We start from the raw sequence: 22,355 nt of genomic DNA, 5'->3' as shown, positions 1-22,355 counted from the left end.
TTTGGCGCCGTCTTGGGTACCCAGCCGGCGATGCCACTCCTAGCCATAGACCTGCTATGACTCATCGCGGCGCCCTGGCCCAACACCCAAGCCACTCGTTAATAGAGAACGTATTTCCGAGACAGTACACTAGGTGGTTGACCCCATCCGTCATCGCTGCGAAATGGTCGTTACGGAGGAGGTTGATGTGCCAAGGTGCGCTTGAGTGAAGAAGACGTTTCTCGGGGTTGCTAAAAGCGGTGGTCCGCTAAACGTGGAAGCTAAGGGATGGTACAAAAATGGTACGAATGTTGAGATATGATGCTGGAGGCCGCGTGTTTAAGGGGGGATATGAAGCGCCTGTCCAATCCATCATGGGGGCCACGGAGAAGCGGCGGGATGGCTCGGGGCGCGGGGTTGCGGGTGTGGCGGCTTGAGAATGCATAAGTCTGGGGCACGAACTCAGCGAAGCCAGGCGGCGGGGTGCGCTGGCTGGCGATGGAAAGAGTGAATGGCTGCCAGTTTACCAAGCGTGGCGGGATTCGTCCGGTATGATCGACGAATCAGGTGCTGGCCGGTTTGAAGGAGAACAGCGTTGCAAGCATCGTCGGCGTGAGAGCAGGCTTGCTCCTACCGGTGGCCGCTCCCCCTGTAGGAGCGGCCTTGTGTCGCGAAAGGGTCGCAAAGCGACCCCGGCAGTTCCAAGCCGAACACCAATTCTCAACACCTTGAAAGGGCTGACCTTCAGTGGCTCATCCCCAATTCCGCATCATCCATCAGCGCCTTGGCCAATGCGCTCAGGTAATACGCCGCCCAGAGCATCTGCGGCTTCTCCTCCATGATCCCGCTGATGGTCAGGTCGCGCACGCAGCCCATCAGTTCCGAGGCCTGATCCCGCGCATGCTGGCAAGGGATCCCGGGTTCGATGCAGAACAACGGGTCGGTCTGGCCTTCGCCCTGGTAGAACTTGGTCTTGCCCGCGATGACATCAGCTCAGGCGCCACATGCCTTAGTGGTTGTACTTGTACCAGACCTACCGAGCTGCTGCAGTACACCACGACTCCTTGAATGCCTCTAGCCTGGGGACCTCCCTCTCAAGCCCGGCTCTGGCATTTAGACAGAAACCCTCTACGCACCTTTGGTCAGCCAGCTCATCCAAGAGATGGAATTCAATGAACTCAGCCAGTTCGTCAATCCTCTCCCGCTCGTATGCCGGGTCATTGCGCTGAGCGACCTTGCGCTTGGGCGCCTCCAGGCCAGGAGTGCTCTGAAGCTGATGCAAAAAGCCCAGCACGAAGCTGGGCATGGAGTCGTGGGAACTCTCAGCTTACCGATCGTTCTTGGACGAAGACCGGACTGCGTTGCTCAGGCCCTTCTGGTTATGATCCCCAGGGGTTGTCTGCGAGACAGCGGTGGATTTGGACAGGCCGCGGGTATCCTTGGAGTGGGCTACGCCAGAGGTAACGGAACCATGGCCATTGTCATCATTTCGCAGGCTGCCGTATCGGTTGCCGCTGACGCCGTGATCGCGACTGGCCTTGCCTGTGTGATCACCACCAAAGCCGGAACGGCCACCATCGTGTCCACCCATGCCGCCGCCGTGGCCGCCACCGTTCCCACCACCATGACCGCCACCGCCACCGCCACCGCCACCGCCACCGCCACCGCCACCGCCTTTGGCATAGGCTGAGCCAATGGGTGAGACATCCGCAGGCAACAACGCAGTAGCGCCAAGCGCCAATGTACAAGCGAAGATGGCCACCAGTTTATGTTTCATGGTTTGTACGCCTCCGAGGGGCGAGGGTTTGGGGTGCGAATGAGACCCAGGGCCGGACTTTTAGTTCTCATGGTCCGACGGAGTGCGTGCGCCCCATGGCAACGCCTGTTATTCAGGCTCATCTTTGAAATCGCGTAGCGCCTGGAGACCGAGCGCTACCCCGGCCCGCTCGCTCTCACAGAGGGAGTAGTGGCTGTGGGGTGGGTCGGGGAGGATCTTCAGCATTACGGTTTTTCGATGATGCGGGCACCAGCGTTTTGGCAATCGGGAGGGTGGCAGTTGTATGCATTGACTGGACGGTAGTTCGAATAAAGCGATCAACTGCTATCGCACAAATTTCTATCGTGAAAGCCAGCAGGCCTAATGTTTTCGATGGGCGCTGAAACGTAATGGATTTCAGCCTGTTGTAGAAAGTGCTATTCCAGTACTTACTTTAGTATGAATGTTACTTAAGTTTTAATTGAAGGATGAGTGGCTTTTAGCTACTACTCACTAATTCCCAAAGATTCTAAGCGCTCCATAGCATATTTTTATGTGATGGCTAAGCTCGTAGTCGCGCAACGGATGTTAGGGACGTACGCGCGTCTATCATGCTACATCTACTAAAGGACTATCCCATGGAAAGCTTCGCTATCGCAGCCTCACAAATAAACTGGAACGGTGGCCAACGGATCACTTTGACTCCGGGTGATACGGCTACCTGCACGACGTTGCGCCCTGGCCAGATTTACGGGATTTTCATCTATAACTCTGCAGGTAGTGATAATAATGCCACTGTCAATGTGGTATGGAGCAATAGTCAAGCCCCTGCACGCATTACTGTTCCAGGTACCACTGCCAATGCCGGCTTGGCCTCGATGGGCTTTGTTTCGGGTACCGACACCCAGACCATTTCGGTTTCGCTGCCCAGCAACAGTGGCATCGCACAGGTCGAGCTGTGGCTGGGCAGTACCAGCATGCCGACCAATACAAGCGGGCTGAACAATAGCCAGCTGCAGGCGAATGGTGAGCAGTATCCGTTCAATAAATATAACCGCTACTATGCAGTGCCTCCGTCAAAGTGGATGAATCTGACCATCGTTAGCAAAATTACTCAGTTTATCTCGTGCCAGTTCCGGGAAGCGGCTGCTACTGTGTTTGTTGTTAATGAAACCTCCAATGGCCTGCTGGCTGGCCAAGTCACCAATATTGGGCCTACGGCTTCGGAGCAAGGCGCCGTCACCATCGTTGCGACTCAGATTCAAAGTATCAGCAATAACTTGCAAGGCGACGGCACGCAGTGGGTCTGGATGGATGCTGATAGTCAGCAAGACTCTACAAGCGCCAGTATTTCTCTGCAATCACTTTAAAGGGGCGGTCAGGTAAAATAAAAGAGTCGCGCGCCGCGCGGCTCTTTTATTTTGGGGCGGTAACTTTCCTGGCGTGTCATTAACGCTTGATTGCATCCATTTGCTGTTGCCAGTTCGCTGCTTTAGTCCAGAGGGCTTACCTGTTGCAAGGTAAGCCCAAGTCTTCTCTCGCTTCAGTGGCTCATGCCCAGTTCCGCATCGTCCATCAGCGCCTTGGCCAACGCGCTCAGGTAGTACGCCGCCCAGAGCATCTGCGGTTTCTCCTCCATGATCCCGGTGATGGTCAGGTCGCGTACGCAGCCCATCAGTTCCGAGGCCTGGTCGCGGGCATGCTGGCAGGGGATGCCGGGTTCGATGCAGAACAGTGGGTCGGTCTGGCCGTCGCCCTGGTAGAACTTGGTCTTGCCCACGGTGGTGTGGGGTGTGGTGGTGTCTGTGGTCATTATTGGATCTCCCTGAAGTTTTCGCTGCCTGGTCTGACGCTATCGCGGGGCAAGCCCGCTCCCACAGTGGGATGCGATGGCGTCAGCTCAGGTGCCACAGGCCTTGGGGTCTAGTGCAACGGACGCGGCTGCGCGTTCGGCATCTGTACCTGGATCAATGCCGATTCCAGCAGTACGCGTAGGGCTTCCATCTCATGCATCGACGCCATCATCAGGATCGCGGCGGGCGATCTGGGTTTTAGCTGTACGGCATGATGGGCCACGGTCAATGCACACAGGGCGTACTCGGTGGCCTGGATGAGGGTGTCTTCGAGGGAGTGGTGATTGTGGGGTGGGTCGGGGACGATCTTGAGCATGTACTTATTCCTTTCGAAGGGCTGCCACCTGCCTGCTGTCAAACAGTAGGGTGGCAGCTGTACGTGGGTTGACAGACCGGCGGAATAAGCAAAGTTCCGGCGCACGCAAGCGTGCCCGCACGTACAGCCACCATCGAAGGCTAGCCGTATGCTTAATACCGTTGCGGCCTGTCAAAGCCGGTCGCTGAACACCAGCGACTCGCCCGAGACTAGAGCCCGATCAGAGCAGTCGCAACGGAAAAAAGGCGGCAGAAGTATGTTTGGGAAATGGACTACAAGGAAGGGGCTTAATCTGATTCTCGCTGTCTTTCTGAGCGCTTTATAAGTAGTGACTGGCAAAGGGCTTGGGCAATGGGTGTACAGCGCGTGCAAGGTAGTGTTCCATGCCGAACACCCGTGTTCCTGCTGATACACCTCAACCTCAAAGGCCAGCGAGATGCCTGATTTTGTCGACCTGATTTGCCAGTGGTATGGCGCAGATGAACTTGAGTCTGTCGACGCGATAGCGCGTTTGATTCCGGCGTTGGAGTTCGTTGCCATGACCGCAACACAGCAGGAGCAAGCGCTGCCGGGTTGCCTGGCCTGCGAGGTGTGGAACGCCAGGATGCGTCATGTACAGGACGCGCTTCAGGTCGTCGGTAATGCCTTGCCTGATTCGATTGCGGCGCCATTGAACCGCGTATGGGCGCTCTATGCGTCGATGGGCGACGGCGACCTGCCTTGCCATGATCGGTCGATCTTTCAGCGTGGCCGTTGGCAACCGATGCGCGAGGCCGCCACGCAGGTTTTGAGTGCCATGGGGCCTGGGGCGGTCAAGACGTTACTGGCAGACCTCTCCCGTTGAGGCAGTTGCAGGGCAGGTTACATCGAACAAAACGTCATTCAGCAGCTTCGCCGTGGTGAAGTGGCTTCCTGCGCAGCGCATTGAATACCGCTTCGGTGTACCAGATTTGCGGCCCGATCAGGATGGCGTCCAGTGGGTCGGCATGTAGCTCGATCTGCGTCGTGATACCTTCGATGGCGAGCAGTTGTCGGGTATCTTCAAGTTGCCGGCGGATACCCTTGAACCAAAGCCGGCCTGCCCCCTTCAGAAGGAACAGGGTGTCGGGATAGGAGTAGGCGAGCTTCTGTCGCAGATTGATCACTGCCGTTCTGCTTTCACGAGTAAACGAAGGCGCCAGCACATAGGTTTTGCCCGCTGCGGCATGAAGGTCGTCCTTGTCCTGCAGGTATTCCTCGATAGTGAAGCAGCTGGCGACCGTTTCGAGCGCGCCGCTTCTCACATCGACCAGGTGGGCGTTGACGCCGACGTAGCAGTACTCGGTCTTGCCATGCACCACGCAGTCCTCGCTGTTGCAACGAACTACCCAGTAGTCACCCTTCGCAGTGAGTTCACAGGACTGAATGACGAACCGTTCCGGGCGGCCGTCTCGGATGATGTCTTTATGAAGGTCGAGGACGATGGCGCTGGCTTGGTGTGCGGATAGCATCTGCTGGTACTCGGGTAATCGTCGCGTCAGGATAGTGATTTCCAAATGAACGGCATCGATGGATGTTCACCGGCTCATAGAGCCCCGTTCACAAGCGAATCGCGAGTAATGAAACCATGTTTGACCACTACCTGAAACGATGGGGGCTGACCCTCGATGGGGACGCGTTCGTTTCGTTGAACGGCCATCTCCTCCCGGTTCGCCAGGGCGATACACCCGCCATGCTGAAAATCGCGCAATCACCTGAAGAGCAGGCCGGCAACCAGCTCATGACCTGGTGGGGCGGTGATGGTGCGGCCTCGGTGCTGGCTCACGATGGTGAGGCGTTGTTGATGACGCGGGCGCAAGGCTCGGCATCCTTGGCGCAGATGGTTGCCGATGGCCGGGATGATGAAGCCACGCGCATCCTCTGCGCGGTGGTAGCCCGCCTACACGCCCCACGCGCTGAGCCAATGCCTGCGCTGGTTCCGCTGGTGCAATGGTTCGAAGCGTTGTGGAGTGCGGCGGCGACTCACGGCGGGGTGTTGGAACACAGTGCCAGGGCGGCGAGGGCGCTTTTGGCCGAACCGCAGGATGTGGTAGTGCTGCACGGCGATATCCATCACGGCAATGTGCTGGATTTCGGGGCGGCCGGATGGCTCGCCATCGACCCCAAGGGTTTGTACGGCGAGCGAGGCTTCGATTACGCCAATATCCTCTGCAACCCCGACGATGCAAGCGCGCTGGCACCGGGGGCCTTTGCACGTCGGATAGCGATCATCTCGGCTGCTGCCGGTATTGATCGGCGCAGGCTTTTGCAATGGGTGCTGGCATGGGCAGGGTTGTCGGCGACCTGGATGATCGAGGATGGTGCCGGGCCGGACAGTAGGCTTGAGATGGCCAAGCTGGCAGCTTCGGCTTTCGACTGCGGCGTCCAGATTTCTGACTGAACCGGTGCCTCACAAAATAAACGAGTTGCTATGCTGCTGGCGGTCCGGGCATACGCATTCGCCAGCGCCGGATGGTATTGCCAATACAAGGAGGTTCACATGCAAGTCACATTACCCCTGAGTGTCAGCGACTGGAAATACAAGACGGCCAGCGGTGGTGGTCTGACGGTGATGTTCGCTGCCGCCAGCGGCGGTCTGCTCACCCTGACCGATCCCGACAAGGCCGAACAACAGTTTCGCTACGGCTCGCTCGGGATCGGGGTGGGCGTGGGCGCGCGCCTGCCGCGGGTTGGCAAGATCAACTTGCTGGTACGTGGCAAGAGCGTCGGCGCGGTGGGCGCGAATGAAGATTTCCCGGCGATCGGCACGGTGCTGGTGGCTGACTCGGTCGCTGGCCGTGGCCTGGTCCGCGACGATTTCAAAGGTGGATGCGTGTTCCTCGAAGGCGGGCTGGGCCTGGTCGGTGGTGGCAGCGGGTCGGGCGTGCTGTTCGGTCTGGACCCCAAATTGCTGATCATGAGCACCGCCGCAGTGGGGGCGGGCGGTGCGCTTCTGCCACAGGACACCTTGCCGCGTCTTCTGCGCTCGGCAAAGGGTGTGATCTTTTCCGCCGGATTCAACATCGGGGTGCAGGCTGGTGGCGGCTTGACGTTGACCATGGGCGGGCTGTTCTGATTGAAGGCAACGTGAGGGGGCGATACGTTCCCCACGCACCCGATCGCGCCCTGCTGGCGCTGATCCCATCAAGGAAGATAAAAACAATGAAAACACTGCTCGGCTTCTTGCTCTCCATCTGTTTCAGCCTACCGGCGTTTGCCGGCGACACACCCATCGGTTTTCGCACCGCTACCCTGGCGGACAAGCAAAATGACCGCCCGCTGGAACTGGCGGTCTGGTACCCGGCTACAACCACCGCTACACCGCAATTGATCGGTGATACACCGGTGTTTGTCGGCGATCCCGCCGTGCGCGATGCGCCTCCGGCCAAAGGCGCGCACCCCTTGCTGGTGTTGTCCCACGGCTACCGCGGCAACTGGGGAAACCAGTCATGGCTGGCCACCGCGCTGGTTCGGCAGGGTTACATCGTGGCGGCGGTCAACCATCCCGGCACCACCACCCGCAATCGCGACCCTGAAGCCGCGGCACAGTTGTGGCAGCGTCCCATCGACCTGCAACGGGCCATCGATGCGGTGATGGCTCAGCCGGCAAAGTTCGGAACGGTGGCGGTGGGCAAGATCGCGGTGGCAGGCCATTCGCTGGGCGGCTGGACGGCCCTGGAAATCGCCGGTGCCCGGTTCGACGCCGAGCGCTTTGTCCAGGACTGCATCGCCCATCCGCAGCTGGCCAGTTGCAACGTATACAAACAGATCAACCCTGACCGCAGCCCGGCATCGAAAGCCCGATTGGACGACGATCTGCGTGACAAGCGTGTCACGGCCATCGTGACCCTGGATCTGGGCCTGTCACGGGGCATGACCAATGCCAGTCTGGCGGCATTGCCGGTGCCGACGTTGGTGATCGCGGCGGGCGCGCCCTCCGAAGACCTTCCGGCACAGCTTGAGTCCGCCGACCTGGCCAAGCGTTTGCCTCAGACGACGAGTCGTTATGTCGAGATCGAGGACGCCAGCCACTTCAGCTTCTTGTCCATGTGCAAACCCGGCGCATTGGCGTTGCTCGAAGAGGACGCACCCGGTGATGGCGTCATTTGCCGGGATGGCGATAACGCTCGGCCACGGGCGCTGATCCAGCAGCAGATTGCCTTGCAGATCACCGAGTTTCTGGCGCAGTCGTTTCATAACTGACGACGATCCATCATGGGCGGATCAATGGTTGCGCAGCTGATGCAGGCAATCGATCCGTTCATGAAAGGCTTTCCAGCAATGTGAGCGTACCTGCCACCATTCCCAATCCCGCCCTCACTGAGTACACTTGCGACAAATTCTTATTCGCACCTGGTAATCTTTTGGGGGAGGGCGTGATGTCCACCGTTGTTCCCGCCGGCACTGTCCACTGCGGCCTGGAAACGCTCTACCGCGAGCACAGCACCTGGCTCCACGGCTGGCTGCGCCAACGCCTGAACAGCTCCGCCGATGCCGCCGACCTGGCCCAGGACACCTTCATCCGCGTGCTGCTGGCGCGCACCGCCGGCACCCTCAATCAGCCCCGTCACTACCTGGCCACCATCGCCCGGGGCCTGGTCATCGACCTCTATCGCCGCCGCAGCCTGGAAACCGCCTATCTTGAAGCCCTGGCGCTGCAGCCGGAGAACTACGCACCTTCCGCCGAAACCCACGCCGCAATCCTCGATACCCTGATGGCCATCGACCGGATGCTCGACGGTCTTGGCCCACGCACCCGGGCGATCTTCCTTGCCGTGCAACTGGACGGATTGAGCTACGAAAAGGCCGCCGAACGCCTCGGCGTTTCGGTGAGCACCGTGCGCAAGCACCTGGCGCGCGGGCTGATGCATTGCCTGCTGGTCGAGGGTGCATGAAGGCCATTCTTGCCGAGGCCGTGGACTGGTACGTGCGCTTGCACGACAGCAACGTCGACGCCGCCACCCGCGCCTCCTGGCAAGCCTGGCGCGCCGCCGACCCTCGCCATGCCGCCGCCTGGGCGCGGCTGGAGGAGCTGCAAGGCCGCCTGGGCAACGCCCCCAGCGGCGCCGCGCGGACCCTGGAAATCGCCCGACGGGATCGGCGCCATGCCGTGAAGGCACTGGTGCTGTTGCTCGGTGCTGGTGTGGTGGGTTGGCAGGGCTATCGGATTTCGCCGTGGAGCACCGATTACTCGACCCGGACCGGCGAGCGGCGCCGAGTGACCCTGGCCGATGGCACGCGCCTGGACCTCAATACCAACAGCCGCGTCGATATCCGCTTCGACGCTGGCCAGCGGCTGATCCACCTGCGCCAGGGCGAGATCCTGGTGGAGACCGCCAAGGACCCGCGTCCGCTCAGTGTGCGCACCGCTGAGGGCGTGATCCTTGCCCTCGGCACCCGCTTCAGCGTGCGTCAGGACGCGGGTACGAGCCACGTGGCGGTGGCTGCCCATGCCGTGGAAGTGCGGCCAGGGCAAACGTCGCAAGTGGTGCGTATCGATGCCGGGTATGGGCTGAGCTTCGCTGCCGATAGCATCGGGCCGTTGCGTCCCCTGGCGCCCGGCGCCCAGGCCTGGGCACAGGGCATGCTGGTCAGCGTTGATTGGCGCCTGGGCGATGTGGTTCGTGAGCTGGGGCGCTATCGGCCTGGGTATCTGGGGTGCGCGCAGGAGGTTGCCGGATTGCGCCTGTCGGGGGCGTTCAATCTTGATGATACCGATGTTGCGTTGGCCAGCCTGGAAGACGCGTTGCCGGTTCGGGCAAGGCGGGTGACGCGCTATTGGGTACGCCTGGAGCCACTTGGGATGGGGTAGGTAGAGCACACCCTTCTGAAAATTTTTCGTGGCTGATTGCTCATCCTCTCTCAACATTCGAGAATTTTTCGCATTTGGGGTAGCAGATTTTTCGTGCTGCTTCGGCTCTTCAGGGCGCGCGCTTCAAGCGTGTCCATGCCAACCAGTACAGGAACCCCTTTTCATGTCCGCACGCCGTACCTCGCTAGCCTGCAGCATCCGCCAGGCGACCCTCGCATTGAGCCTGTGCGCTGGCGCATTGGCGACCTCGACCGCCTGGGCCGCCCCGCAGCGCTACGATATCCCGGCCGGCAGCCTGGCCGCTGCGATCAGCCAGTTCGCCGCCGCCAGCGGCGTGACCATCAGCTTCAGCAACGACGAAACCACCGGGCTGCATTCATCGGGGCTGCAGGGCAGCTTCGAGCTGGAGCACGGTTTTGCCACATTGCTGCAGGGCTCCGGGTTGCGGGTGCAGCAGGTGGGCGAAAAACGCTATGTGCTGAGCAAGGTGCAGAACGACGGCGCCGTCGAGCTGGGCGCGACCAGTGTCGATGCCCTGGGCCTGGGCAGCACCACCGAAGGTACCGGCAGCTACACCACGGGTTCCGCCAGCACCGCGACCGGCCTGCGCCTGTCGGCACGAGAGACGCCGCAGTCCGTCAGCGTGGTGACCCGCCAGCAGATCGAGGACCAGAACCTCACGGACGTGACCCAGGTGCTCGAGCAGACGCCGGGCGTGGTTGTCGACAGCATGGGGCCGGCCGGTAGCGACGCCAACCATATCTACGTGCGGGGTTTCCAGGTCGGCAGCATCCAGGTCGATGGCGTCAACCGCCCGGATAGCTACGGGTTCCGCGATGATCTCGCCGACATGGTGTCGTACGACCGGGTGGAAGTGGTGCGTGGTGCCACCGGCTTGATGTCGGGCACCGGCGATCCCGGTGCCACGGTCAACCTGATTCGCAAGAAACCGACCGTCGAGACCCAACGCAAACTGACCCTCAAGGCCGGCTCCTGGGACAACTACCGCACCGAGCTGGACGTGTCCGGCAAGTTGTCGGAAAGCGGCCATGTGCGTGGGCGTTTCGTGGCCTCGACCACCGACAGCAAGAGCAATGTCGACCGCCAGTCGCTGGACCGGCAGGTCGCCTACGGCGTGCTGGAATGGGACGTCACCGACAGCACCCTGCTGACCGTGGGCGCGGAATACCAGGAGATGGACAACGACGGCGCGGGCAACCACGGTTTTCCGATGTACAACGCCGATGGCAGCCACTTCAACCCGTCACGCTCGTTCAACTCGGCGTCGGACTGGAGCTACCACAAGCGCAGCGCGAAAACCCTGTTCACCACCCTGGAGCACCAGCTGGACAACGGTTGGCAACTGAAGCTGAACGCCGAGCACAGTCGGCGCAGCTATGATGATGCCTTTGCCACCGCCGCCAGCGGTACCGTCAAGCCCGACGGTAGCGGCATCAGCACCTGGACGGGGCGCTGGGCAGGGGACCCGCGGCAGACGTCGTTCGACCTGTCGGCGTCCGGTCCGTTCGAGCTGTTTTCACGTGAGCACCAGGGGTACCTGGGGGCCAGCCACTACCGCGCCTACTACCGTAACAACGGTTACCCGCTGTGGTCGTTCCAGACCATCGACAATATCCACACCTGGGACGGTTCGCTGGCGATCCCGGCGGCCATCCACACCAAGTCCACGGAGGATGCGCTGGATGAAACCCAGGACGGCCTGGTGGCCTCGGTACGCTGGAGCCTGACCGATGAGCTGGCGCTGATTACCGGTGCGCGGCTGATCGACTGGAAACGCGACGAAAGCCATACCACCCTGGCCACCGGCGCCACCAAGCGTACCTCGCGCAGCGAGACCGGGGTGGTCACGCCCTATGTGGGGCTGATCTACGACTTCGCCGAGAACTGGTCGGCCTACGCCAGCTATACCGCCATCTTCAAGCCGCAGAGCAGGCAGGATGCCAGTGGTGGCTATATCGAACCGCTGGAGGGCGTGAACTACGAACTGGGCATCAAGAGCGAGTTCTGGGACAAGCGCCTGACCACCGCCTTCAGTGTCTTCGAAGTGCAGCAGGACAACCTGGCCGTGGCCGACGGCGACAAGCTGGCACCGGACGGCAACCAGGCCTACCGCGCCGAGTCCGGCACCAAGACCCGTGGTTTCGAGATGGAGGCGGCCGGGCAGATCCTGCCCGACTGGCAAGTTTCCGCCAGCTACACCTATGCCCAGGCCGAGGACGCCGAAGGCAAGCGCCTGCTCACCGAAGTACCCCGCGACACCTTCAAGCTTTTCACCAGCTATCAACTGCAGTCCCTGCCGCAGCTGAAAGTCGGCGGCGGCGTGCGCTGGCAGGGCATGGAGTACAAGAAGAAAGCGGGGCCCCATGGCGAGACGTTCACCCAGGACGCCTACAGCGTGGTCGACCTGATGGCGCAGTACGCGTTCACGCCGCAGACCAGAGTCTCGCTGAACCTCAACAACGTGCTGGACGAGAAGTACTACTCGGCGATCGGCGCGCGTGGCTGGTATGGCACCCCGCGTAGCGCCACGGCGACGTTGGTCTACGCGTTCTGATACAGATGAGGCGTGGCCGATAGCCCCTGTGTGGGGCCATCGACCGCTACCGTCAGAACATCATCTGCCACTGCGCCGTCAGCGCCTGGTTGCGGCTATCGCTGCCCAGTTCGCCGCTGTACCCCAGGTTCAGGCTGTGCCGTGCCGACAGGCCAATCCCCAACCCGGCCTCGAGCATCAGGCTGTCACGATCCAGTGCGGTGCCTTCGACGCTGAAGGCGCTGCCGCCGGAAACGAAGGCCTGGCGCACCTCACTGTCCACGCCGCCATACACATGCCGCCAGCCGAGGCTGGCCCGTGGCGTCAGGCTGATGCCGTTGTCCAGTTGGCTCAAGTGCGCCAGGCGTACGCCGAAGGTGCTGCTGAAGTTGTCCTGGCTCTGCCCGTCGACGTCCAGCGCGGCGATGCCGCCTTTCTCCCGATAGCTGTCGCGGTGATAGCGCTGGTAGCCGAGGTTGGCGAAGGGCTCGACATTCAGGCGGCCGCTGCCGAGGTTGTAACCCAGCTCGACGAAGGCCTGCTGGCTGTCGGCGTCGTAGTCGCCCTTGGGGCGCTCGCTGAAGCGCTCGAATTCGATGCGCCGCTTGCTGTCGCCGTCGTGTCGGCTATAGGCGGCGCCCAGGCGCAGGGCCAGCGGGCCGCTTTGGCGCAAGGCATAGAGGCCGGCGTGCCAGCTGTCCAGGGTGCCCTCGTCGGCACCGCTGTCCAGACGGGTTTTCGAATAGCCGCCCAGCACGCCGAGGCGCCAGGTATCGTCCAGCGCCCAGTCGACGCCGAGCAGGGTGCCCTGGGTGCGTTGCTCCAGGCCGGCGCTGCCGTGGGCGCCATCCAGTTTGCCGTAGCCGCCGATGCCCTGCAGCCACACCCGGCCACGGGCGTGCGGGTCGTTGAGGTTGCGCAGCTCGCTGGGCACGCCGGTGGCGGCGACGCTCGGGGTCTGCACCGGGTCGAGCGCCAGGGCCAGGCCGGCGCCACTGCCCATCTGGTACATGGCCGCGAGCATGCTCGTGCCGACCTGGGCGCTGCTGCCGAGAATCGCGGCACCGAGGTTGGCGTTGCCGCTGCCGGCCAGTTGTTCCAGGGCCGAACTGGCCGTGGCGGGGCTGGCGTAGAGCAGGGCGCCGTAAACCGGGGTGTTGGGATCGCTCTCCCACCAGTTGTAGTTCGGTCGGATGCTCTCGGCCAGCCGCTGGCTGTTGGGCGTGGTGGCGTACTCGGTCATCTCCACGTCGTTGCGCGTCAAGGTCATGTTCACGCGGGTGTCGGTGTAGCTTAGCTCCGGAGTCAGGAACGCATAGTAAGTGTCCTGAACCTGAGCGAAACGGCCGACGACCTGGCCAGCTTCGAGCAAGGTGTAGTGGCTGTGCCATGGCCATGGCGTATCACCGAAATTGGGGGTGATACGCAGGCTGGCGTCATTGAGGTAGGCGGTGCCGCCCACCCGCAGCGTGCCGCTGCTGCCGTCGGGGTTGACGCCGATATCGACGATTGCCTGGTTGCCCAGGGTCAGGTTGCCGATGACCCGGGTGGCGCCTTCGGGCTTGCTGTACAGCGTGCCGTTGACATTGAGATGGCCGACCGAGCCGCCGCCGGCATAGGTGCCCAATTGATCGACATCCACGGTGCCGTTGAGGGCGCCCTGGTTGACCAGGTGCGCGTAGTCGAACACCCGGCTGGTGTCGCTGAAGTCGCCCTGGCTGGTGACGGTCCAGGTTCCGCCCAGGACCTGCAGGGACTCGAAATTGCGGCTGTTGCCGAAGCTGCCGCGGCCTGACCATTCGTATTTGCCGCCCAGCGCCACGGTGTCATGGCCGCTGCCCCCGTCGACGAGGCCTTCGAAGCGGCCCCGCGTGGAGACCTGGAGGAGGTCGTTGCCGCCGCCAAGGTCCAGCGCCAGGCCATTGCTGCCACTGATAAGGCCATCGTTGACAAGCGTATCGTCGAACCCGCCGACGAACTTGACGCCATGGCCGTTCAGCCCCTGGATGGTGCCGACGTTGCTCACCCAGGTGCCGTCCAGCGCCGCGCCATCAATGTTGCGTGCGCTGCCGATCGTCACGCCGTTGTCAGCGCCGGTGATCAGGGCGTCCGGGCCGTTGACCAGCCGGCCGCCACCCAGTACGACACCCTCGCTGGTGTTCGCGATGCCGTTGCGATCGAGGCCAGCGGCACCTTCGCCGCGAATCGTGCCGCTGTTGGAGACCTCGCCGATGCCGGCGATACGCACGCCATCCCCGTCACCGTGGGCCTGCGCGCCGTTGGCGCCACCGACGATCAGGCCACCCTGGTTGAAGACGTTGCCGTTGCCGGACGCGTTGAACCCGGCATCGTTGCGGCCTATGACCGTGCCGAAGGTGTTGAAAGTTCCCTGCGCATCGGCGTTGACGCCATGCCGACCGCCGGAGATCTGCCCATGGTTGGTGACATAGGTACCGGTAGCAGCGCGCAGGTTGACGCCGTCGAAGCCATCGCTGGAGATCTCGCCGAAGTTGTCGATCCTGGCGTTCGAGCCGGTAGTCATGGCGTCGGCGGCATCGGCATGAATCACACCGCCGCGTGCGTTGGTGACATGGGTGGTGTAGTAGGGGCTGCCCACCATGGCATCGAGATTGATGCCCTGGCCCAGAGTGGAGGTGATAGTGCCGCTGTTGACGATATCCAGGGAGCCGTAGGAGGTGGTGTTGTTGATGCGGATGGCATCGCCGTTACCCTGGATCAGTCCACCAGCGTGGTTGTTGATATGGTAGTACCCCCCGGTGTCAGGCAGGTCGAGGGTGTCGATAGCCCGGGAGCCGGTGGAAAGGATGGTGCCTGCGTTATCCACCCAGACCGAAGAAACGTAGACGGGGTCGTTGAGTGTCAAGGCAGGTCCTGCGGTCGTGATGCTGCCGGACGACTCGATGGTCAGCCTGTCGGTGCCACGCAATTGTTGTGGAACGGTTGTGGCATGGCTGATGAAAAAGTCCGCACCTTGGGCTTGCAGCGAGGCAGCACCGGTAACGACCAGGGTGATAGGCAAGGCCAGGCGGTTTTTGCGAGAACGAAGCATGTGGGGTAAACGGTCCGTGTTTGCTGGATTCGGATCCGATTCTCTAGCTAGCCATTTGCTATTACAAGGTCAAGGCTTATGAAATCAGAAATGATCTCGTAAGGCTGGCGTCGGCTATCAACCTGAACATTTCATGCCGTGGCGATGTAGGAGCTTTCTGAGTTTCTGGTGAGATCTGCAGCCTGGTCGGTGGGCCGGCAGGAGCGTCGGCGTCGCACCTGAGCGGTCGACGAGTAAGTGCTTGTTTCCAGCAGTGGTGGGAAGATGGAAATAGCCTGCCGATGATGCTTAAATGCGGCTCCATTTTTTCCGCCGGCATCCGCTATGACCGACAAGCCCCAGATCCATTTTATTCAAGCGCTCAGAGCCATTGCGGCAATGTTGGTGTTGATATGGCACTTCAAGTCGACGGTAAAGGGAGAACTTGAAACTTCAGTGCTTAACCTGTTCTTTACAAATGGTTTTGCTGGCGTTGATGTATTTTTTGTCATCAGTGGTTTTATCATGGTGTATGCCACCGGAGGTAAGGGCGGAGGAGCAAGGCAAGCGTTGCTGTTCCTGGCCAAGCGCTTTGCCAGGATCTGGCCGTTGTATGCATTTGGCACGGCACTCTATGTGGTGTTTTTGCTCGCCTTGGGTTGGATGACCAAGGAAGAATATATCAAAACAGCGTTAAGTCTTGTCTTTTACCCTGTCACTCCCGCGCCGACGCTCGACGTTGGCTGGACGCTGAATATAGAAATCTACTTCTACCTCGTCTTCGCGGCCTGCCTCTTCTTCGACCGTTTGCGCTGGCTGGTGGCGGGTGTGTGGATCGTGGCGACGCTCTTGGTCCAGTCAACTGGCACCGCATTCGCCTTCCTGCCTGAAAGCCTCGGGTTCATGGTTCCTCTTCTGCTTCAGGCCATTCACCCGTGCATCCCGGAGTTCTTCGCGGGCATGCTCATCGCAGCGTTCTTCATGTCCGACATCCGAGTAGCCAAGGGGCTTGGTCTGCCGCTGGCAGGCGTGTTGATCGCCTTTGCTGCCTGGCAGTACCTCGGCAGTTTCTATAACAAACCCGGTATCTATGGCATGGGTGCAAGTGCCATTGCCCTTGTCTTGGGGTTTGCCATTGCAGAGAAAACCGGATCTGGCTGGAGGCCTGGTCCATTGCTGATGTGGCTGGGGAATATTTCGTTCTCCATCTACATCTTGCACACGACGGTGGGCTTGTCCTTGACTCGCATCATTTCGAATACTCAGTTTGCCGGATATATCAATAATATCGGTTATGTGATTTTCATGATTACGTTGGTTCTGGCGCTTTCAGCTGTGACGCATGAGTTCATCGAGAAACGGGCCAGCGCGTGGCTCAGTCGCGTTCTTGTCGGGAAACTCTCGGCGCGTAATGAAACTGGCAAGACTTCCATGGCGCAAAGCCTGAGTTGATCGTCAGTTTATCTGTACGGTGCTGTCATTGGCGGCATAACCAATTATTCAGGGTGTGGTGACCGGGTTGCAAAGAATGGAATTCAGAAAGGATATAAACGGCCTGAGGGCGTTGGCGGTCCTGGCGGTTGTCGTCTATCACTTTGACGCGCTATGGCTGCCGGGAGGCTTTGCCGGCGTTGATGTGTTCTTTGTCATCTCCGGGTACCTGATGACCGCCATCGTCTGTCGAGGGCTGGCGGGCAGCACATTCAGCCTGCTGGGGTTCTACAAGGCGCGTGCCAAGCGGATCGTGCCTGTGCTCGCCGTCATGTGCGGGGTGTTGATGGCATTTGGCTGGTTTGCCCTGCTGCCCACCGAATACAAGGAAATGGCGCGTCACGTTTACAGTAGCCTCGCTTTCTATTCCAACAACCTGTACTTGCGTGAAGCGGGCTACTTCACCGCCAGTACCAACGAACGCTGGCTGCTCCACACCTGGTCGTTGTCGGTGGAATGGCAGTTCTACATGGTCTATCCCATCGTCCTGATGGTGCTGGCCAGGCTGTTCGGCATCAACGCCATACGCGGCTGTGTATTGGCGGCAGTCCTGATCGGTTTCACCTACTCGGTCATTCTTACCGGCAAGCATCCCGAGAAGGCGTTCTACCTGCTGGCGTCGCGGGCCTGGGAGCTGTGCGCCGGGGGCCTGGCGTTCCTGTTCCCGCTCAAGCTGGAGCGGGCCCGAGGCCGTCTGGTCGAGTGGATGGGGTTGGCGTTGATCCTGGCGAGCTATGTGCTGATCTCCAAGGCGGTGCGCTGGCCGGGCTACTATGCGCTCATGCCGGTGCTTGGCACGCTCATGGTGATCGTGGCCAACCGGCAGGACTCATTGCTGACCGGCAACCGCGTGTTCCAGCAGGTCGGCCTGTATTCCTACTCGATCTACATCTGGCATTGGCCGGTCATGGTCTACATGAGTTACTCGGGGCTGTTGCACGATGTATCCAGCCGGGTCATCGGCATGATCGTTTCTTTGCTGCTGGGTTATGTGTCCTACTCAATGATCGAGCGAACGCGACGCACGCATGCGGGCGCGGGCGGAGCGCTTGCCTGGTGCGCGGCTGTCATCGGCGTGGTGGCGATGAGCGTGTTCATCTACAAGGTCGATGGCCTGAATTCGAGCATCCGCGGTGAGGACATCAATGAGAAGTCGCAGTTCATCGACGAATACGCCGTGCTGCACAAGCAACTGGCCGAGCCCTATTGGCTGAAGTGCAATGCCTACGAAGTGTCGGTGGCGACCGGGGGGACCAGGATTGATGCGTCCTGCACCGAGAAAAAGGGCGAGGGCGGCGTCTTCCTGTGGGGGGACTCCCATGCCGAGGCGCTGTCGTACGGGATCCGCAGCAACCTGCCGGCCGGTGTACCGTTCTATCAGGTGACCTCGTCGGCCTGCGGGGCAACGTTGGGCAAGGACAAGGCCTCGGCCGAATTTCAGCCGACGTGCAATGCCTCCAATGGCTTTGCGCTCGAGGAAATTGCCAGGCTCAGGCCCGAGATCGTGGTCATGGCCCAACAGCAGTTTCATGAGCTCACCGACTGGAACGAGATCGCCGTCCATCTCAGGTCACTGGGTGTCAGGGATGTCGTGCTTGTAGGGCCTGTGCCTCAGTGGCGGCCGTCGTTGCCGATCGTGATGGTCAAGCGGCACTGGCATTCGACGGACGCTCGCATCGTGGATCAGGGGCTGGATCCGCGGATGCTCGCGTCTGACGCGGCACTCAAGCAGAAGCTCGATCCTGCGCTCATTACCTACATCTCGATCATTGGCGGAGTCTGCGAGGGCGGCGCATGCCTGGCCAAGGTCGATGATGGCAAGTCACTGCTGGTTGTGGACTATGGGCACCTCACACCCTCCGCCTCCCTCTATCTGGGGCGGACCCTCATCCTGCCCAGGTTGAAGCAGCTGCTGCGGGTTGCACAGGGCTGAGTCGTGACCGCCAGGCTGACCGGCCAGACGATGCTTTCGCAAGCCCGGGGATTGCATCACATGTGAGACTTGCGAACGTCACAATCCAGGCGTAACGTACCTCACATGTGAGACAAGGACACCCCTCGATGGCAGGCAAGAAAAGCTCCACCGACTACATGCGCGACATGCGCGCCCGGCTCAAGGCCGCGGGCCTGGTCAAGCGTGAGCTGTGGATCCTGCCAGAGCATGCCGCCGCCTTGCGCGGTATCGAGAAGGCTTTACGTCAGCCCCTCGCGGGCAAACAGGTCAGAACGGAGGATTTCATGACCGAGCACAACCATTGGACGATCGAATCGCTGCACAGCGCCCTCCAGGGTCTCGAGGATGTACGCGGCGGCGCGATCGGCCTGTCCCTGCAACAGGGCGCCGAACCCAGCCTGAAACTGGTGATGCACGAGCTGGACGGCCTGCCGCTGTACATCGCCGTGGCCGGCGAGCAGATCCTGGTCGACACGCTGCTGGTCGAAGCCAGCCAGGTGAAGGACGCGGCGGCCTTCAACGATGCGGTGCTGCGCACCCGCGACGTGTTCCCGCTGTCGTCCATCGGCCTGCACACGCTGCCCTCGGGCGAGTCGGTGTACACCATGTTCGGCGCCCTGAGCGCGGCCTCCTCGCTGGACAACATCGTCCAGGAGATCCACACCCTGGCCGACAATGTCATCACCGCCGCCGAAGATTTCGAAGACTACTTCACCCACTGATTCCGGAGATTGCCCCATGAGCCTGTTGAAAAAGATCGTCACCGCCCTGCGTGGCGGCGCTTCGGAAGTCGGTGAGGCGATCGTCGACTCCCAGGCCCTGCGCATCCTCGACCAGGAGATCCGCGACGCGGACAACAACCTGATCGATGCGCGCAACCAGCTGGTCAAGATCATGGCCAAGCACAAGACCGCGCAGCAGCGCATCACCGAGTTCGACAAGACCATCGGTGACTGGGAACAGAAGGCCATCGCCGCCCTGGACAAGGGCGAGGAAGGGCTGGCCCACGAATGCGCGGCGCGCATCGCCGACCTGACCAACCAGCGCGATTCCGAGCAGGCGCTGGCTGACCAGTTCGGCGCGTCGGTGGCGACCCTGACCGCCACCGTGAGCAAGACCGAGGCGCAGATCAAGGGCCTCAAGCAGCAGGTGGACCTGGTCAAGGCCCGCGAGAGCGTGCAGCGCGCCCAAGTGAGCGCGGCGTCAGCCACCGGCGGCGCCAATGGCAGCCTGGAGACGGCGGTCGGCTCGCTGGACCGCATCAAGAAGCGCCAGAGCGAACGCGCGGCCGAGCTGGAAGCGGCGGCGGAACTGGCCGGCAAGGCCGATGGCAGCGACCTGGAGGCACGCCTGAAGGCGGCCGGGATCGGCGCTAGCAACAGCGGCGCCGATGATGTGCTGGCGCGCTTGAAGGCCAAGGCGGCGAAGCCGGCGGAGTGATCCGCTGAGTGGGGCGGCCTCACCGCGCTCCGTGGGAGCGGGCTTGCCCCGCGATGAGGCCGGCCCGGCTGGCGCAAAACCCTGCTGCAGACCCGTTGGCGGAGCGCACGAAAAGCAGTATCGTGTCGCCCCCGCCAAAGGACTGCCGCGACCCAAGGGATCTTCAATGTCGCCTTCTCCCCACAGGCCCTGCCTGTTCGCTTCAGCACCTGCATTGGCTCCGGTTCCGTCACCCTCTCATCCAGGAGATGCCCCGTGGGTTGGTTGAAACGCTTCATGGGCTTCGAAGCCCCCAAACCTGCCGCCGGCAGCCAGGCCCCAGGCAACCTGCCGTTCGGCCTGGGCAGCGGGCGCATGCTCAAGCTCGACCCCTCGCTCAAGCTGCTGCTCGACGGTCACTCCGAACTGGAGGTCCCCGAGCAGGAAGTGGTCTGGGCCGTCGGCGAGGTCGACCTTGGCCAGTCGGTGCGCCTGGCGCGCTTCTACATGGAAGACGAAGACTACTGGCTGCAGGTGGTGATGAACGGCACTTCCGCCGAGGACGTGCGCGATATCATCCTGTTCGGCTACTACAGTGTGCTGCCGATCAACAGTGACGCCGAACTCAAGCGCCTGGTGGGCCCTGAGTCGACCATCGGCCTGCCGTACTACGAACACGAAGGCTACGAGTTCGTCCGCCAGTGGGGCAGCGAAGAGGGGCAGACCGAGCTGACGCCTATCAGCGAACGGGTCACCAGCCCCGAGACCAGCTACCGCATCCAGCACCTGTCCATGCTGTATGCCCGCGAGACCGGCCTGACCGATCGCCGCGAGTTCCTCCTGCTGTCGGTGGAGGAGGATGAGCAAGGCAATGTCAGCCTGACCACTTCGGTGGGTGTCACCCTGCAATCAACGGACTTCAACGTCATCTGACAAGGATTCACCATGCTCGACGCTCTTCGCATGTCGCTCAACGCCCAGGCAGTGATCGGCTTCATCCTCTACATCAGCGTGGCGCTGGTGCTGTTCTGGGTGTTCCAGTTCATCTACACGCACCTCACCCCGCACCGCGAGTTCGCCCTGATCCGCGACAACAACAGCGCCGCGGCCATCGCCCTGGGCGGCGCGCTGATCGGCTTCTCGCTGCCGGCCAGCAACATCATCGCCTACAGCGTCAGCCTGCTCGACTTCGTGGTCTGGGTGGTGATCGCCGCGGTGGTGCAACTGTTGGCCTTCGGCATCACCAGCCTGGTGCTCAAGGGCCTGGCCAGCCGGATCGCCAAGGGCGAGATGGCCGCCGCGATCTACGCCGCCGCCGTGGCGATCAGCGTGGGCTTCCTCAACTCGGCCTGCATGACCCCGTCGGTCTGAGCCGTTAGCGCGCAAGGAGCCCTACATGAGACGAAGTTCCGTCAAGCTGGTGCTGGCCAGCTCCCTGCCGCTGGCGCTTACCGCGTGCAGCGCGCCCGAGGAGACCTACACGGTCAGCAAGCGCAACAACTACACCACCGTCCAGGCCTGCGTCGATGACAAGATGCCGGTGGACGTGTGTTCCGACGCCTACATGGAGGCGCTGGCCGATCACCGCCGGGTCGCCCCGACCTATGGCGACAAGGCAGCCTGCGAGGCCGATTTCGTGCCCGATTATTGCCAGGTCACCAGCGACGGCCGCTACATGCCGCGCCTGGGTGGCTTCGAGCTGGCGGTGTCGGGTGAAGTGAGCCAGTCGCAGGTCGACGCGGCCCGTGCCCAGGTCGAGAGCAGCGGCCAGGCCGTCAGCGGCGGCAGCAACTTCAACGGCCTGCTCACCGGCCTGTTGCTCGGTCAGATGATGAGTGGCGGGAGCCGCCAGTATTATTCGCAGCCGGTGTACCAGTACCGCGACAGCCGCGGCGATTACCGCACCACCACCCTCGGCCAGCAGATCGACCAGGGCAAGCGCTTCGAGCGCTCCGACCAGGCCCAGCAGAGTGGCGGCAGCTACAGCAGCTACTACTCCGGCAGCTCCAGTGGCGGTAGCAGCTACAAGTCCAGAACCTCGACCCGCTCCAGTGTGTCCTCGTCGATCTCCCGCGGCGGCTTCGGCAGCCAGGCCACTGCGCGCAGCGGCTGGGGCGGCAAGAGCAGCGGCGGCTTCAGCTTCGGCGGTTGAGC

21 protein-coding genes are annotated in these 22,355 nt (G+C 61.8%); 15 read left to right on the top strand and 6 right to left on the bottom strand.

Features of this window, described 5'->3' with window-relative positions:
* Positions 1-723: 723 nt before the first annotated feature.
* A complete protein-coding gene (locus HU735_RS11525) occupies positions 724-963 on the bottom strand; it encodes a DUF3077 domain-containing protein (protein ID WP_186713719.1) in 240 nt (79 codons plus the stop codon).
* Positions 964-1,306: 343 nt separating this feature from the next.
* Positions 1,307-1,756 carry a hypothetical protein gene (locus HU735_RS27260; protein ID WP_273018703.1) on the bottom strand — a complete coding sequence of 150 codons (450 nt, stop codon included), beginning with the start codon at positions 1,754-1,756 and terminating at the stop codon, positions 1,307-1,309.
* Positions 1,757-2,373: 617 nt separating this feature from the next.
* Here HU735_RS27260 and HU735_RS11515 point away from each other — a divergent pair.
* The gene (locus HU735_RS11515; protein ID WP_186713626.1) at positions 2,374-3,105 is read left to right on the top strand and encodes a hypothetical protein; all 732 of its coding nucleotides are present in this window, start codon (positions 2,374-2,376) and stop codon (positions 3,103-3,105) included.
* A 173-nt stretch (positions 3,106-3,278) separates the two neighbouring features.
* Here the strand turns inward: HU735_RS11515 and HU735_RS11510 are convergent, their stop codons facing one another.
* Positions 3,279-3,548 (bottom strand): DUF3077 domain-containing protein, encoded by a 270-nt coding sequence (locus HU735_RS11510; RefSeq protein ID WP_186713625.1) that lies wholly within the window; start codon positions 3,546-3,548, stop codon positions 3,279-3,281.
* A gap of 110 nt (positions 3,549-3,658) precedes the next feature.
* Positions 3,659-3,904 carry a hypothetical protein gene (locus tag HU735_RS11505; RefSeq protein WP_186713624.1) on the bottom strand — a complete coding sequence of 82 codons (246 nt, stop codon included), beginning with the start codon at positions 3,902-3,904 and terminating at the stop codon, positions 3,659-3,661.
* A gap of 436 nt (positions 3,905-4,340) precedes the next feature.
* Between HU735_RS11505 and HU735_RS11500 the strand changes: the two genes are divergently transcribed.
* Positions 4,341-4,748, top strand: a complete 408-nt coding sequence (locus HU735_RS11500; RefSeq protein ID WP_186713623.1) for a hypothetical protein — start codon at positions 4,341-4,343, stop codon at positions 4,746-4,748.
* Between the two features lie 34 nt (positions 4,749-4,782).
* Here the strand turns inward: HU735_RS11500 and HU735_RS11495 are convergent, their stop codons facing one another.
* Positions 4,783-5,439, bottom strand: a complete 657-nt coding sequence (locus HU735_RS11495; protein WP_238349803.1) for a hypothetical protein — start codon at positions 5,437-5,439, stop codon at positions 4,783-4,785.
* Between the two features lie 71 nt (positions 5,440-5,510).
* Between HU735_RS11495 and HU735_RS11490 the strand changes: the two genes are divergently transcribed.
* The 6 genes from HU735_RS11490 to HU735_RS11465 all read left to right on the top strand — a co-directional run bounded on the left by HU735_RS11490 (position 5,511) and on the right by HU735_RS11465 (position 12,309).
* Positions 5,511-6,323 (top strand): aminoglycoside phosphotransferase family protein, encoded by an 813-nt coding sequence (locus HU735_RS11490; protein ID WP_186713622.1) that lies wholly within the window; start codon positions 5,511-5,513, stop codon positions 6,321-6,323.
* A 30-nt stretch (positions 6,324-6,353) separates the two neighbouring features.
* Entirely contained in the window at positions 6,354-6,998 is a 645-nt protein-coding gene (locus HU735_RS11485) for a hypothetical protein (RefSeq protein ID WP_238349802.1), read from the top strand.
* A gap of 86 nt (positions 6,999-7,084) precedes the next feature.
* Positions 7,085-8,125 carry an alpha/beta fold hydrolase gene (locus tag HU735_RS11480; RefSeq protein WP_186713621.1) on the top strand — a complete coding sequence of 347 codons (1,041 nt, stop codon included), beginning with the start codon at positions 7,085-7,087 and terminating at the stop codon, positions 8,123-8,125.
* 176 nt (positions 8,126-8,301) lie between these two features.
* The gene (locus HU735_RS11475) at positions 8,302-8,817 is read left to right on the top strand and encodes a sigma-70 family RNA polymerase sigma factor (protein ID WP_050704877.1); all 516 of its coding nucleotides are present in this window, start codon (positions 8,302-8,304) and stop codon (positions 8,815-8,817) included.
* Positions 8,814-9,734, top strand: coding sequence for a FecR domain-containing protein (locus HU735_RS11470; RefSeq protein ID WP_186713620.1), 921 nt, complete (start codon positions 8,814-8,816; stop codon positions 9,732-9,734). Before HU735_RS11475 ends, HU735_RS11470 begins: the two co-directional genes overlap by 4 nt.
* Before the next feature lie 163 nt (positions 9,735-9,897).
* Positions 9,898-12,309 (top strand): TonB-dependent receptor, encoded by a 2,412-nt coding sequence (locus HU735_RS11465; RefSeq protein WP_186713619.1) that lies wholly within the window; start codon positions 9,898-9,900, stop codon positions 12,307-12,309.
* Between the two features lie 52 nt (positions 12,310-12,361).
* On the opposite strand, the gene HU735_RS11460 is transcribed toward HU735_RS11465, so the two are convergent.
* On the bottom strand, positions 12,362-15,358 hold the full coding sequence (locus tag HU735_RS11460; RefSeq protein WP_186713618.1) for an autotransporter outer membrane beta-barrel domain-containing protein: 2,997 nt from the start codon (positions 15,356-15,358) through the stop codon (positions 12,362-12,364).
* A 324-nt stretch (positions 15,359-15,682) separates the two neighbouring features.
* Here HU735_RS11460 and HU735_RS11455 point away from each other — a divergent pair, with 324 nt between their 5' ends.
* From HU735_RS11455 to HU735_RS11425, 7 genes are all read left to right on the top strand, one after another.
* The gene (locus tag HU735_RS11455; protein WP_186713617.1) at positions 15,683-16,789 is read left to right on the top strand and encodes an acyltransferase; all 1,107 of its coding nucleotides are present in this window, start codon (positions 15,683-15,685) and stop codon (positions 16,787-16,789) included.
* A 76-nt stretch (positions 16,790-16,865) separates the two neighbouring features.
* A complete protein-coding gene (locus tag HU735_RS11450; RefSeq protein ID WP_186713616.1) occupies positions 16,866-18,761 on the top strand; it encodes an acyltransferase family protein in 1,896 nt (631 codons plus the stop codon).
* 128 nt (positions 18,762-18,889) lie between these two features.
* On the top strand, positions 18,890-19,504 hold the full coding sequence (locus HU735_RS11445; RefSeq protein ID WP_186713615.1) for a YjfI family protein: 615 nt from the start codon (positions 18,890-18,892) through the stop codon (positions 19,502-19,504).
* A 16-nt stretch (positions 19,505-19,520) separates the two neighbouring features.
* Positions 19,521-20,222 carry a PspA/IM30 family protein gene (locus HU735_RS11440; protein ID WP_028692700.1) on the top strand — a complete coding sequence of 234 codons (702 nt, stop codon included), beginning with the start codon at positions 19,521-19,523 and terminating at the stop codon, positions 20,220-20,222.
* Positions 20,223-20,477: 255 nt separating this feature from the next.
* Positions 20,478-21,134 carry a DUF2491 family protein gene (locus tag HU735_RS11435; protein ID WP_186713614.1) on the top strand — a complete coding sequence of 219 codons (657 nt, stop codon included), beginning with the start codon at positions 20,478-20,480 and terminating at the stop codon, positions 21,132-21,134.
* Between the two features lie 12 nt (positions 21,135-21,146).
* A complete protein-coding gene (locus HU735_RS11430) occupies positions 21,147-21,572 on the top strand; it encodes a DUF350 domain-containing protein (protein WP_028692698.1) in 426 nt (141 codons plus the stop codon).
* A 25-nt stretch (positions 21,573-21,597) separates the two neighbouring features.
* A complete protein-coding gene (locus HU735_RS11425; RefSeq protein WP_186713613.1) occupies positions 21,598-22,353 on the top strand; it encodes a DUF1190 domain-containing protein in 756 nt (251 codons plus the stop codon).
* Positions 22,354-22,355 lie beyond the last annotated feature (2 nt).

It is taken from the genome of Pseudomonas sp. BW16M2 (assembly GCF_014268865.1).
Lineage (GTDB): Bacteria > Pseudomonadota > Gammaproteobacteria > Pseudomonadales > Pseudomonadaceae > Aquipseudomonas > Aquipseudomonas peradeniyensis.
Note: the sequence above shows the minus strand (reverse complement) of the source record. Positions and strands in the feature narration are given on the sequence as shown.

Coding starts and splice junctions, on each gene's coding strand:
- HU735_RS27260 (WP_273018703.1), bottom strand. CDS start 1,756: ATGAAACATAAACTGGTGGCCATCTTCGCTTGTACATTGGCGCTTGGC.
- HU735_RS11515 (WP_186713626.1), top strand. CDS start 2,374: ATGGAAAGCTTCGCTATCGCAGCCTCACAAATAAACTGGAACGGTGGC.
- HU735_RS11510 (WP_186713625.1), bottom strand. CDS start 3,548: ATGACCACAGACACCACCACACCCCACACCACCGTGGGCAAGACCAAG.
- HU735_RS11505 (WP_186713624.1), bottom strand. CDS start 3,904: ATGCTCAAGATCGTCCCCGACCCACCCCACAATCACCACTCCCTCGAA.
- HU735_RS11500 (WP_186713623.1), top strand. CDS start 4,341: ATGCCTGATTTTGTCGACCTGATTTGCCAGTGGTATGGCGCAGATGAA.
- HU735_RS11490 (WP_186713622.1), top strand. CDS start 5,511: ATGTTTGACCACTACCTGAAACGATGGGGGCTGACCCTCGATGGGGAC.
- HU735_RS11485 (WP_238349802.1), top strand. CDS start 6,354: ATGCTGCTGGCGGTCCGGGCATACGCATTCGCCAGCGCCGGATGGTAT.
- HU735_RS11480 (WP_186713621.1), top strand. CDS start 7,085: ATGAAAACACTGCTCGGCTTCTTGCTCTCCATCTGTTTCAGCCTACCG.
- HU735_RS11475 (WP_050704877.1), top strand. CDS start 8,302: ATGTCCACCGTTGTTCCCGCCGGCACTGTCCACTGCGGCCTGGAAACG.
- HU735_RS11470 (WP_186713620.1), top strand. CDS start 8,814: ATGAAGGCCATTCTTGCCGAGGCCGTGGACTGGTACGTGCGCTTGCAC.
- HU735_RS11465 (WP_186713619.1), top strand. CDS start 9,898: ATGTCCGCACGCCGTACCTCGCTAGCCTGCAGCATCCGCCAGGCGACC.
- HU735_RS11460 (WP_186713618.1), bottom strand. CDS start 15,358: ATGCTTCGTTCTCGCAAAAACCGCCTGGCCTTGCCTATCACCCTGGTC.
- HU735_RS11455 (WP_186713617.1), top strand. CDS start 15,683: ATGACCGACAAGCCCCAGATCCATTTTATTCAAGCGCTCAGAGCCATT.
- HU735_RS11450 (WP_186713616.1), top strand. CDS start 16,866: ATGGAATTCAGAAAGGATATAAACGGCCTGAGGGCGTTGGCGGTCCTG.
- HU735_RS11445 (WP_186713615.1), top strand. CDS start 18,890: ATGGCAGGCAAGAAAAGCTCCACCGACTACATGCGCGACATGCGCGCC.
- HU735_RS11440 (WP_028692700.1), top strand. CDS start 19,521: ATGAGCCTGTTGAAAAAGATCGTCACCGCCCTGCGTGGCGGCGCTTCG.
- HU735_RS11430 (WP_028692698.1), top strand. CDS start 21,147: ATGCTCGACGCTCTTCGCATGTCGCTCAACGCCCAGGCAGTGATCGGC.
- HU735_RS11425 (WP_186713613.1), top strand. CDS start 21,598: ATGAGACGAAGTTCCGTCAAGCTGGTGCTGGCCAGCTCCCTGCCGCTG.